Below are 12,179 nucleotides of genomic sequence, written 5' to 3' on the forward strand. Positions count from 1 at the left end.
AATTTAACTAAGTCCTCTACAAAAAGACATCCAATATTTTATCAATTAGAGTTTTGTATGTTCTTAAGTCAAAATTTCATTTTTCATGTTATACGCACAAAAATCCTTATAAATTAAAGTTTGATATTATATAATTATTGTGATGTCTTGTCTTATTAAACGGAATTTATAAAATAACACTTCTCAAGTACACATTTATCGATAAACGACTTAATTTTTATAATATTAATATCTAGTAAACATACTTATAATTGCATATTTATTCTAAATTTAAAATATTTATAATTCTCAGTATCCGCGTCGACATCACATTTTCAAAATCATTTCAACTTTAGCAACTTTCGTTTTTATAACCGATATAATATCACTCAAAATTCATAAATCGAATATTTTATATGCTACATAATTCAAAACATACAAAAAAAGACGCTGTTTTATAACAGCGTCTTACTAATTAAGAATATATAGTTATTAAAAAATCTTCTGTTTTTTCCAAAAAAAATTATATTTGAATTTTAAAATTAATCTTGATGAGATGTTAAGAATTCAGCTAATTTTTCAACAGCTTCAGCTTCATCGGGACCATCAGCTTTTAACACTACTTCAGAGCCTTTAGTAGCACCTAAAGTTAACACAGTCAAAATGGATTTAGCATCAGCTTGTTTTTCACCAGACGAAATCGTGATCTTAGACGAAAATTTAGCGGCCAATTGCGTAAAAAGCGTGGCAGGGCGCGCATGTAAACCGGATTCATTGGTAATAACTACTACTTTTTCAGTCATATCGGATACCTTCCTTCAGCTAATTTAACCAGGGATAGTAAAGTAATAACCTTCTTCCCTTATATCTTATAATAAATTTTGCCATTATAGCAATGTTTTTATAGACCTTTTTCAGCCAACACAGTTTTGGCATAAGCCACAATCTCGGTGGCCGTGCTCATAGTAAGTGCTTTTTCAGCGACTGCTTTACATTCTTCTATGGTTACAGAACGAACAATATTTTTAACCACCGGAATAGCCGAGGCACTCATGCTGAACTCATCGAGACCAAGCCCTAAAAGAATCATGGCTGCCACCGGATCACCGGCCATCTCACCACACATACCGGTAATTTGTTTAGCCTCATGGCTGGCCCAAATTGTATGTTTAATGAGACGCAATACAGCCGGATGTAACGGTTGATACAAGTGGCCGATATTTTCATTCATGCGATCCACCGCTAAGGTGTACTGGCATAAATCATTGGTGCCAATACTGAAAAAATCTACATGCGGCGTAAACAATTCAGCTGCTACGGCCACCGCCGGAATTTCAACCATAATACCAATCTGAATATCTTCATTAAAGGCAATACCTTCAGCACGAAGTTCTTCTTTAGCTGTTTCAACAACAGCATTAGCCGCTTTGATTTCTTCTACCGACGCAATCATCGGATACATAATCTGAGCCTCACCGAACGCACTGGCACGCAAAATCGCACGTATTTGTGTTTTGAAAATGTCCGTCCGGTCAAGACTGATACGAATCGCACGATAACCGAGGAACGGATTCATTTCTTTCGGCAATTGCAAGCATTTAAGTTCTTTGTCACCGCCGATATCCATAGTACGGATAATTACCGGCCGGCCACCGAGACGTCCGACCGCTTTTTTATACACTTCAAACTGCATATCTTCCGATGGCAACTCATCATTTTTCATATATAAGAATTCCGTACGGAACAGACCAATACCTTCAGCCCCTAAATGACAAGCATGAGAAGCATCTTCCGCCTTGCCTATATTACCGAACAGCAAAATCTCTTTACCGTCTTTGGTTACAGCCGGCAATGCAGCCGATTCTTTTAAAACTTGAAGGTGTTCACGATATGCTTTAGCTTCGGCGGCATATTTTTCAAAATCAGCATCACTCACATGAAGCAACACTTCACCGTCAGTCCCCTTAACAACGGCTTTTTCACCACTTTCAAACTTCGAAATATCTCCCAAGCCCATAACAGCCGGAATTTCCAAAGTACGGGCCATGATAGCCGCATGGCTGGTCGGACCGCCACTGGCCGTAACCAAACCTTTAACGATATTTTTATCTAAAGCTGCTGTATCGGATGGAGTCAAATCATCGGCAACCAAAATCACTTCGCCTGTCAAATGAGACAAACCGCACGGACTCATGCCTAACAGATTCCGCATTAAACGATCCCCGATATCCTTAATATCGGCACCACGTTCACGCATATACGGATCTTCCATAGCCAGGAACATATCCGCAAAGGTATTAATTGTCTGTTCCGTAGCAGCTGCAGCCGAGTTCAAACCATCTTTAATCAGCCCTTTAATGCTGTCGCTCAACGCCGGATCTTGTACGATTAAGCCATGAGCTTCAAAAATCGCCGCTTCATCCTTCCCCATGGTTTCACGAGCGTGATTTTCAATTGCTTTCAATTGATCGATTGTCAATTGAACCGCCGCTTCCAAAGCACTGATTTCCGCTACTGCTTCATCAGCCGTAATGACACGCTTTTCAATTACAATCGTTTCTTGTTTATAGACATAAACCGTACCGGTGCCAACGCCGCGTGCTCCGGAAATCCCTTTGAGTGTTACCTGCTCCATATCGTTCCTCCGCAATAGTTCTTTACACTTTAAAGTTCAATGTCAGTTTCAAACACTTCAGCCGCCGGCCCCGTCATAAATACGGTACCGTCATCAGCATAGCGAATGTGTAATACCCCTAAATATACTTCCACGTCTACTTCACGACCGGTAAATCCATTCTTATGAGCCATGACTACACTGCCGCAACAACCTGTACCGCAAGCGAGTGTTGCACCGGCTCCACGTTCCCATGTCCGCACTTTAATGTGGCTGTCATCCACCACTTGCACAAAATTAACATTCGTTCCTTGAGGGAATAATTCGTGTTTTTCAATCGCCGGTCCCAAGGTCAAAAGCGGCACCTTCGTTACGTCATCCACAAATACTTCCGTATGAGGCACCCCCATAAGCAAAGAGCTGACTTTATATTCGACATCATCCACCGTAATTGGGAAGTTCATAACCTCCGGTAAGTCGGCAACCATTGGAATATCCTTAGATGCAAAACTTGGTTTGCCCATATCTACCGTAACTTGCTCAACCTTGCCATTTTTGATATGCAACGTTGGTTTCATAATGCCGGCTAAAGTTTCAATGGTAAACGTTTCCTTTGCTACAAGCCCTCGTTCATACGCATATTTAGCAAAACAACGGATACCGTTACCGCACATTTCCGCTTCACTGCCGTCCGCATTAATAATACGCATGCGTGTATCGGCTACATCCGAAGCTACGACTACCATCAAACCATCAGCACCAATGCCGGTCTGACGGTGACAAAGACGTTTTGCCAAGTCCGTGTAATCAGTATTACCACCGGTAAGGTCGGTAATAACCACAAAGTCATTACCCAATCCATGCATTTTTGTAACTTTCATGCTTATGTCTCCTATATACTACATGTATTGCTATACATCTTTTATTGACTACTATTTTCTTAATATAGTTAGATTCTTCAATATAATTATATACTTTAATATTGTTATATCCTACAACCGACTTATATCGGCTGTAGATTTTCGCTTTACTATATTTTTACTATAATATTGCATTTGCCATTCTACTATATATTATCTTTTTAAAAATATTCTTAAAACCAATCTTAAATCATAAGTTAAGGAAAAATCTTCTGTTTGTGTTATATTATATCACACTTTGACTCATACGAAGTATATAAAACGCTCATAATCAATCATTAAAAATCACATTAATTCACAATAAGTCATATTAGAAAGTCTTATAGCAGAAATCATAAATTGTAAAAAGTCTATTTACAATGCCCATTTGGTATTATTAAACATACATTATAACTAATCTGAATAGTGCAGTATTCCAATTCTTTGATTTCTATGCTATACTGTCAGTATCCTAATCTGACAAACTTTTCTATAGAGTGTACACAATCACAAGAAAATCACCTGATTAGTCCCCAACTATTACGTAATATGACAAACATATTACGAGGTGTCTTGCCATTGTTTATACTCTTATCATTTTGTAAAAAAGGAGGTCCCCCAACAGTCTATCAATTTGTTTTAAATGAATGTATGTAAACTGTATAAGTTTTTAACTATATTGTTTTTGTACGACACAATTCTTTAAAAGATAGGTTTTCAACACTAAGTAATTTTTTTATCAATCGTTATTATTTTAATTTGTAGATATAAGTGATTTAGGATTTTATTTCATAATATACGCCTAAAGCCTTATATATACGCTAAACCGAATAAATTACTTAGCATATTCGTTACTTTAAGTAAGTTACCCTCTGCGTTTAAGCGTGAAAGGATGATTGCACCAATGTTGACAACATTTTTAGCATTACTGCCAATCTTATGGTTAATCGTCGCATTAGCCATTCTTAAAATGCCGGCTTGGAAAGCATGCGGTATCGCCGCTATCGGCTCTTTTATTCTTGCTGTTACTTACTTCGAAAAAGCCGCCGGAATCATGTTCTCCGGTGCCTTAGAAGGTATAGCCCTTGCCGTATGGCCTATTTTACTTGTTATTACAGCTGCTATTTTCACTTACAACTTAGTGGTTCATACAAAAGCTATGGAAACCATTAAAATGATGTTATCTTCTGTTACCTCCGATATGCGTATCTTAGCCTTGTTATTGGCTTGGGGCTTCGGCGCATTCATGGAAGGTATGGCCGGTTTCGGTACTGCCGTAGCTATTCCGGCTGCTATGATGGTTGCCGTAGGTTTTGACCCGCTCAAATCCATCTTGGCTTGTCTCGTAGCAAACTCCGTACCGACTACATTCGGTTCCATCGCGATTCCGACAACTACGTTGGCGTCCTTAACAAACCTTGATCCGGTTCACCTCGGTACCTTCATTTCTTCGCAATTATTCATTCTTAACGTAATTGCTCCATTCTTCGTTGTTGGTATCATCGGTGGCGGTTTCAAAGCATTAAAAGGTGTTTTCATCATTACTTTATTATCCGGTTTAGCATTAGCAATTCCTGAATTAATCATCAATGCGGCTGCCGGGCCTGAATTATCCGTAATGGTTTCTTCCGTTATCATCATGGGCGTTATCATCTTAGGTGCTAAATTCTTGCCTACTAACGATCCTGAATACAAAGTTGAATCTACAGCAACAACTACTGTAAGTGCTAAAGAAGGTTTCGTTGCTGCTTTACCTTTCATCTTAATCGTAATTCTCTTAATTTTAACTTCCAAATTGGTACCTGCTATCAACGGCCCGCTTTCCACCATTAAAACGGCTGTGCCTATTTACCAAGGTCCCGGTGCTAAACCTTACACCTTTATGTGGGTAGCTACCCCTGGTATCATGATCTTCATCGCAGCTTTCATCGGCGGTTCCGTTCAGAAATCCAGCTTTGGTGAAATGTTCGGCGTATTGAGTAAAACATTCGCTAACTTGAAATTTACGTACTTAACCATCATCTCCGTAGTAGTTACGGCTAAATTGATGACATACTCCGGTATGACGACAGATATTGCGAAAGCCTTAGTGGCAGCTACAGGCTCCTTATATCCTGCCTTCGCACCGCTCGTTGGTGCTCTCGGTGCCTTCTTAACAGGTTCCGGTACAAACGCCAACGTACTCTTCGGGCCGTTACAATTGGCAGCTGCTCATGACTTGGCTCCTGAATACAAAGACTTACCACTTTGGTTGGCCGCTATCAACTCCGGTGCAGCCGGTATTGGTAAAATGTTCTCCCCTCAGAGTATGGCCATCGCTATCGGTGCCGTCGCGCCTGCGTTAGACGCTTACATTGAAAGCAACAAAGTGGACGATGCTAAAGCAAATCAGTTGCGCGAAAGCATTAAAGCCAATGTTATCATGGTGTCCGTATTAAAATACTTCATCATCTTCATCGTGGCTAATGGCGTTGTCTCCTACTTCGGTCATAACTTCATTGAACACATTCAGGCTTTCTTGTTGTAATTAGCAACTAAGTCATAACTAAAATAAAGCCCTTGCTTCAAGGATTCGTTTCGGATTCCGGAGCAAGGGCTTTTTGTATATATTTTATGTATTTCTTATTCTACTTTTTCCCAACAGTTTTCTTTGCCGAAATTCGCAATGTCTTTAAATACGCCTTTTGTTCCGGTTTTGATTCTTTTAATAACTTCTTAGCCAACTGCCGAAGTTTAGGAATTCGTATACCGATAACCGTATCCTGGGGTACTGCCGGGTTAACCTTTCCCGTATATTCTTTATATTCCAAATCCTGCAGTGCCAAAAGTTCCTTCGTTATATCTATTGCCATTGCTCCCCCTCCTTTAGGCTCAATCTTGCCTATATATCTTACTATTAAAGAACTAGATATTCGTTTATAATTTCTCTGTCTTCAAAAGAGTCTCTAAATCTTCCGCATCAATCACGCGTATTCCCGTTTCACGTAAACGTTTAGCAAAAACACCTTCACCGGGAATTAAAGTCTTTGTAAAGGTACCATCATAGATCTCTTTGGACCCGCAAGATGGGCTGCGAGATTGAAGTATGGCCAACGACACTTGCTTTTCTTTAGCTATAGCTAACGCTTTCTCTGCGCCAAGGCGGAATTCCTTATCTACTGATACGCCGTTCTTATTGGTAACTTTACCATTAACGATCTCCGCCGGAATGCGAGGCGTTGAAAGGCCACCCAACACTTCAGGACAGACGGAGATGACTTCAAACTCAGCATCACAATCCTTTTGCTTAGCTATATAATCGGCCAGAGCTTGATTGAAATTATTACCGCCATTGTATTTACAGTTTTTTCCCAGTAGGCAGGCACTAACCAGAATTCGTTTAGGCATAATAAACTCCTTACTTATCCTCGTCTTCCAGATAAATTCATCTCTCAAGATACTTAACCGGCACTTCTTTAGTTAGCCACACATTATTTACGGACAGATAAAAGATATAACCATCACGGCTCATTTCACCGCTTTTTACTTTGTAAATGACCAGCTTACCATGACGTTTGCCGACTCTTATAGCTGTTTCTTCATCTCCCGATAAATGCACATGCAAACGATTCATTGGCAATAAACCCTTTTCATCAATGGCTACAACGGACTTTTCACCGGTACCGTGATATAAGATTTCCGGTGGTACAGCTTCTTGTAACTCTACATCTACTTCAATCGAATGCCCTTGATTGGCACGAATCTTGGTATGTGTTTTATCAAACGAAAAGCGTTGCTTGTTATTAGTCCGTACTATTTCTTCGAGAGTTGCCATATCTATATCATATCGTGGTTGCATCTTAGTGAGCAACTCTTCAACGTTTCCCCAGCCGTGCTCATCAAGCGTAAGGCCTATCTCTTCCGGTTTGTGCCGTAGAACCAAGCTTATAAGCTTACTGATACGCATTAAGTTTAGCGGTTGAGAGTTATTATGATTATAAGGCATTGAATTCACTTCTTTCAAAAATAACACTCTAATTATTAAACATTTTCAGGCTCTTTCATTCAAAGCTATTGAAACTCAATATCTTCTTTAAGCTTTTGATAAATATCAATTCTATGTTCAATATCAATGCTATTAACTAACCACCCATTTAAAGTACAACTCTTAATGAACTCATCAATTCTATTAACTCCATTAATTTCTTTTAATGTAACCACAACCCCAAACCTTACACCCACACCGTCCTTGGGATTCAGGCGATTATTAGTTTTCACTTCCATTCCCCAATTCTTATTTTCATACGATTTTTTGGCTACTAATTTTTTAGTTGCCCTTTCAGCAATATATTTTACATTATCCCATTTTCTAAATAGCTTTCGAGCATCTCCTTCAAGAAGATAAAATTGTTCACCATCCAATACGTCATCCAAATTTTGCTTATCACCCTGAATATCCTTAACTTTATCACTTGGACCGAGTCTTCCAAAATGAAGATTTAGTTCTGTATTAGTATAATCAACACCTTGAGTTCTATCACACATCGGGAAATAACACATTGTTGCCCTCGCAATATAAGGGTATTTATCATTTTTCATAGGCACAGGGAAAAAATAGTTATAAGTGTTCCATTTCTCACTTATATCTGAGACAACAAACTTAATTTCATCTTCGGGCGTTTGAACAATGTCATTGATTTTAATGGGAACAATCCCGTGTCCATACAATGAAATTGTTTCAGGACTAGGTTTCTCAGACCAACCACGAGCTGCATCTATAAGCATAGCTTTTGCTACTTCTCGATTTAAACCCAACACATTTATCAAATAAGATAGCTTACGTGCAATCCAAGGGGCCGCATAGGAAGTTCCAGCCACATTTGCTTCTCCTAATGGTTCACAAACATTAATATATTGTTCCTCACTGCCACCATAATAACTAACATCCGGCTTAGCAAAAAAAGACAATACTAAACCTCTCCGTGAATACTGAGTTGATAGCCCTTTTTTTGTAACAGCATTAACAACCATACTATTCACGGAGTCCGCGGGCGAGCCAATCTTAACAATTTCGGCACTAACTTTATTTGTTCCGGCAATTACAAAAATCACATCATTTTCAAATTGAATCTGATCTAGAGCTGCAGCTTCAGCAGAAATAAAATTATCATTAATCTCTTGATTACTACCTAAAGAGATATTCCAAACTTTAATATCTAAGTTTTCTAATACAATACTTTTTATTTGTTTAATAATGGAAAACGAAGAAAATTCTGCCCCTACAGCAACGCCAAAATGACGCACTCTGAATCTGCCACAGCCATCATCTAACCACGGATTAAGTCTTGGTCCATCAACAATAATAGATGATACTGCTGTACCATGGCGATAATCATCTGAGGTTTTTGGTATATCATCGGAGACCATTTCATGGTAATCTACCCATTCATTAAAATATACGTGCTCGTCAAATAAGGTATCTATTACGCCAACTACCGGCTCAGAAGCTGGTGTTGGAAGTACAACTGTATTGTTTTTATATTCACTTATAAAATCATCGGGAGATAACTTAGCTAAATCCACTGTAGCCATAGAAACTAAGTATGGAGCCTTTTCATATAATAGTTCTATTTGATTTTCGTCTAAAAATACGGTCTGATTATCTAAGATTCTCGTACTTAGTAAATTTATTCCCAACTCATGAAATAAAGCTTTAACGTCTTTTTTAACATCATAAAGTGTTATAATGCTCTGTTTTAATTCGGGCGAAGCACTTTCAATTTCAAAAGAATCAATATACGATGCATCTGCAATAATACCTTTAAAAAGCGACATACTTAAAGATAATTTATAAAATTTTTCTTTAGCCATAATAGACTTGTTGTCAAAAGTAATCTTACTTATCTCTCCTGAAAATTGTTGATGTAAAATATCACTAGCCTTTGATAGTCGTTCAATACTCTTCTCTAAATCACTAATAGCTAAAAAATACGTAATGATATGCCTATTTTTCTCAGCATTAAATTTTGCACCGACAATAGCAGCATTGGAATCTTCGCCTTTTAATAAACTACTTATGCGATTGCTTTTTGCAACAATTTTATTGTAATAAACACTAATTAAAACCCCATCAAAAATCTTTTTCTCATTTTGCCAGAATTTCTTAATTTGCTCGATTTGCTCTTGTAATTTTTTTAAATGATAGCTCGTAACTATTTTTTTACCATTCATAGCGGGGCCACTGGGACTTCCAGTTCTTGGGGCTTGAATAAATCTATTTCCCTTTAACTCTAATACATTATTCATTAAGTACTTCCTCCCTACTTAACTTTCTTGCAACAGTACTTTTTGATTCACCCGTTAGTTTTTCTATCTCCCTAATTGTAAAGCCTTCTTTGTACAGTTGATTTAAGTCTTTTTCTTCAAGATTACCAATTAAACTATTATATAAGCGTTTTAAATAATCATAACTAGCATCTACATCACTAAATGCAAGAGATGTTTTAATTATATTCTTCAGATCCCCTGGATAAGGTAACTTCTCTGCCACCTTTAATATCTTTTTAAATAATCTTATATCTTTTGAAATACCTTTAAAGTTCCTGATGAACGAAGAGAAATAATATTCAGCAACCTCAATTAAATCTTCTCGACTATATCTATTAAAATCTATCACTGCGTCAAATCTACGTATCAAAGCTTTGTCAAAATTTTTATACAAATTAGTAGTTGCTATTATAACTATCTCTTTATTTAAATCTGTTAATCTATCTAATTCTCTTAGAATTATCGACGTAACTCGCCCCATCTCTCTAATATCATTAGAGTCAACTCGATTCAGTGCAATTACATCTATTTCATCAAAAAGTATTACTGCTTTATTCGAATTAGGCATTGTATTTATCTCTCGAAACAAGCTAATAATATTTTTATTAGTTTGCCCTAATTTACTATCAATAAGGTTTTCAAAATCTACAATAAATAACTTTCTCTCAAGTAACCTTGCTATATGTTTTGCTGCTTCGGTTTTTCCACTTCCAGGAAATCCTTCAAACAAAAATTTATTTATTCCAACATTATGATTTATCGCATTTATAATTCCTTTTATATCTTCAGCAATAATTTTTGGTAAATTAAGAGATTCTAGACTCCTAACATCTATCTGCTTAAAAAAATCACTTTCATAATCACTACTTTGGGGGGTATATAAATTCGCCGTTGCTATTAATCCCATAATATATTCCGCTAATTGATAATCACCAATACTGTCAAAATATCTAGCTATAGCAATTGCTTCATTTCTAAAAGCGTTTTCGTTCTTTTCAACATGATATTTTATTAAATTTAACACATTTTGCTTTTTCATTTTTTTACCTCCTAGCTTATTATATTGTATCATATCTCGGGACAAAAATATATTTTTTGGGACTTTTTATTTTAAATCAATTGTATTAAAATAATATCAACTTTATAATGTTTAATTTTTATTAATAAATCCTTAGGAGGCATTATGAGTTCTGACAATCCATCCACTCCAATTATTGCAATTTGCTATGATTTTGACAAAACCTTAACTCCAGACGATATGCAATCACAAGGTTTTATTCAATCTGTTGGTCATGACGTTTCCCACTTTTGGCAAGAGTCAAATAAATTATCAACAGATAATAACATGGACCAAATTCTGGCTTATATGTACAAAATGATAGATGAATCACGTGGACAAATTGTATTTAACAAAAAAACATTAATGGAAGCAGCTCAAAATATAAAGTTTTTTAAAGGTGTTGAGACATGGTTTGATCGCATTACAAAGTTTGGTAAAGATAACAATATAAAAATTGAACATTATATTATTTCTTCAGGATTAAAAGAAATGATTAAAGACACCTCTATATTCAATCATTTTAAACAAGTTTATGCTAGTTCTTATCTCTTTAACGAAAAAGGTGAAGCCATTTGACCTGCTCAAGTCGTGAATTATACAAATAAAACTCAATTTTTATTCAGAATTGAAAAAAATTGTTTAGACATCAATGACCCCAATGTTAACTCATTCTTAGAGCCCCATGAATATCGAATTTCATTTAGAAATATGATATATATTGGCGATAGCGATACAGATATTCCTTGCATGAAATTAGTTAATATGAATGGCGGCCACTCTATAGGTGTTTATAATCCAGTTACTCAAGATAAATCTAAAGTTCATAAAATGTTAAATGAACATAGAATAAAATATTACGTTTCTGGTGATTATTCCGAAGATAAACCGCTCGAACTATTAGTAAAAGATATCATTCATCGTACTGCAGCAAATGAAATTTTAGAACAGAAATATTTAGACTGCCTAAATGAAACAAATACAATTTTAGAAAATCAGAGTAAGGAAGAGCAGCAAAAAATAGATCTAATCGATAAATTAGAAGCAAGCAATAGCTTTCGAACTACTCATCAATTAATTGAGCAATTAACTTCTATACATTCTTGGAGTCTCCCAGAAAAAGAAAAACTCGTAAATATTGCTTTATCCAATAATCAAATCCGTTATATATTAACAGATGATGATGTTTATAGGTTTTATAGCTCTATTTGCAATAACATGTCATCCCAAGCCGCAAATGAGATTAAAGAAATTTTAAGTCAAAAAATTATTGAATAAATAATAGATTTAATAAAAGCCTAAATCTTAATTTCATAGCATAAAA

The 12,179-nt window shown here is 36.3% G+C and carries 11 protein-coding genes; 3 read left to right on the forward strand and 8 right to left on the reverse strand.

The window, feature by feature from the left end; genetic code table 11:
- Positions 1–521 precede the first annotated feature (521 nt).
- The 3 genes from EO126_RS06265 to dapF all read right to left on the reverse strand — a co-directional run bounded on the left by EO126_RS06265 (position 522) and on the right by dapF (position 3,474).
- A complete protein-coding gene (locus EO126_RS06265; protein WP_006556001.1) occupies positions 522–782 on the reverse strand; it encodes an HPr family phosphocarrier protein in 261 nt (86 codons plus the stop codon).
- Positions 783–880: 98 nt separating this feature from the next.
- Positions 881–2,614 (reverse strand): phosphoenolpyruvate--protein phosphotransferase, encoded by a 1,734-nt coding sequence (gene ptsP / locus EO126_RS06270; protein ID WP_006556000.1) that lies wholly within the window; start codon positions 2,612–2,614, stop codon positions 881–883.
- 29 nt (positions 2,615–2,643) lie between these two features.
- Positions 2,644–3,474 carry a diaminopimelate epimerase gene (gene dapF / locus EO126_RS06275; RefSeq protein ID WP_006555999.1) on the reverse strand — a complete coding sequence of 277 codons (831 nt, stop codon included), beginning with the start codon at positions 3,472–3,474 and terminating at the stop codon, positions 2,644–2,646.
- Positions 3,475–4,396: 922 nt separating this feature from the next.
- On the opposite strand from dapF, the gene EO126_RS06280 reads away from it, so the two are divergent.
- Positions 4,397–6,019 (forward strand): L-lactate permease, encoded by a 1,623-nt coding sequence (locus tag EO126_RS06280; RefSeq protein ID WP_006555998.1) that lies wholly within the window; start codon positions 4,397–4,399, stop codon positions 6,017–6,019.
- Between the two features lie 100 nt (positions 6,020–6,119).
- On the opposite strand, the gene EO126_RS06285 is transcribed toward EO126_RS06280, so the two are convergent.
- The 5 genes from EO126_RS06285 to EO126_RS06305 form a co-directional block, all read right to left on the reverse strand.
- Complete coding sequence (locus EO126_RS06285) at positions 6,120–6,344, reverse strand: DNA alkylation repair protein (RefSeq protein WP_006555997.1); 225 nt, start codon at positions 6,342–6,344, stop codon at positions 6,120–6,122.
- 64 nt (positions 6,345–6,408) lie between these two features.
- On the reverse strand, positions 6,409–6,879 hold the full coding sequence (locus tag EO126_RS06290) for a 2-thiouracil desulfurase family protein (RefSeq protein WP_006555996.1): 471 nt from the start codon (positions 6,877–6,879) through the stop codon (positions 6,409–6,411).
- 37 nt (positions 6,880–6,916) lie between these two features.
- Positions 6,917–7,477 carry an RNA 2'-phosphotransferase gene (locus tag EO126_RS06295; RefSeq protein ID WP_127008032.1) on the reverse strand — a complete coding sequence of 187 codons (561 nt, stop codon included), beginning with the start codon at positions 7,475–7,477 and terminating at the stop codon, positions 6,917–6,919.
- A 65-nt stretch (positions 7,478–7,542) separates the two neighbouring features.
- Positions 7,543–9,777, reverse strand: a complete 2,235-nt coding sequence (locus EO126_RS06300) for a S8 family peptidase (protein ID WP_127008034.1) — start codon at positions 9,775–9,777, stop codon at positions 7,543–7,545.
- Positions 9,770–10,837, reverse strand: coding sequence for an AAA family ATPase (locus EO126_RS06305; RefSeq protein WP_006555993.1), 1,068 nt, complete (start codon positions 10,835–10,837; stop codon positions 9,770–9,772). Before EO126_RS06305 ends, EO126_RS06300 begins: the two co-directional genes overlap by 8 nt.
- A gap of 144 nt (positions 10,838–10,981) precedes the next feature.
- Between EO126_RS06305 and EO126_RS10815 the strand changes: the two genes are divergently transcribed.
- Both EO126_RS10815 and EO126_RS10820 read left to right on the forward strand, forming a co-directional pair.
- Positions 10,982–11,434 (forward strand): haloacid dehalogenase-like hydrolase, encoded by a 453-nt coding sequence (locus tag EO126_RS10815; RefSeq protein ID WP_127008036.1) that lies wholly within the window; start codon positions 10,982–10,984, stop codon positions 11,432–11,434.
- A gap of 12 nt (positions 11,435–11,446) precedes the next feature.
- Positions 11,447–12,133 carry an HAD family hydrolase gene (locus EO126_RS10820; protein WP_127008038.1) on the forward strand — a complete coding sequence of 229 codons (687 nt, stop codon included), beginning with the start codon at positions 11,447–11,449 and terminating at the stop codon, positions 12,131–12,133.
- Positions 12,134–12,179 lie beyond the last annotated feature (46 nt).

This window comes from Veillonella seminalis, assembly GCF_003992065.1.
In the GTDB taxonomy this organism is placed as follows: domain Bacteria; phylum Bacillota; class Negativicutes; order Veillonellales; family Veillonellaceae; genus Veillonella_A; species Veillonella_A seminalis.

Bases quoted from the DNA above. Each gene is read 5' to 3' on its own strand.
- EO126_RS06265 (WP_006556001.1), bottom strand. From the start codon at position 782: ATGACTGAAAAAGTAGTAGTTATTACCAATGAATCCGGTTTACATGCG.
- ptsP (WP_006556000.1), bottom strand. From the start codon at position 2,614: ATGGAGCAGGTAACACTCAAAGGGATTTCCGGAGCACGCGGCGTTGGC.
- dapF (WP_006555999.1), bottom strand. From the start codon at position 3,474: ATGAAAGTTACAAAAATGCATGGATTGGGTAATGACTTTGTGGTTATT.
- EO126_RS06280 (WP_006555998.1), top strand. From the start codon at position 4,397: ATGTTGACAACATTTTTAGCATTACTGCCAATCTTATGGTTAATCGTC.
- EO126_RS06285 (WP_006555997.1), bottom strand. From the start codon at position 6,344: ATGGCAATAGATATAACGAAGGAACTTTTGGCACTGCAGGATTTGGAA.
- EO126_RS06290 (WP_006555996.1), bottom strand. From the start codon at position 6,879: ATGCCTAAACGAATTCTGGTTAGTGCCTGCCTACTGGGAAAAAACTGT.
- EO126_RS06295 (WP_127008032.1), bottom strand. From the start codon at position 7,477: ATGCCTTATAATCATAATAACTCTCAACCGCTAAACTTAATGCGTATC.
- EO126_RS06300 (WP_127008034.1), bottom strand. From the start codon at position 9,777: ATGAATAATGTATTAGAGTTAAAGGGAAATAGATTTATTCAAGCCCCA.
- EO126_RS06305 (WP_006555993.1), bottom strand. From the start codon at position 10,837: ATGAAAAAGCAAAATGTGTTAAATTTAATAAAATATCATGTTGAAAAG.
- EO126_RS10815 (WP_127008036.1), top strand. From the start codon at position 10,982: ATGAGTTCTGACAATCCATCCACTCCAATTATTGCAATTTGCTATGAT.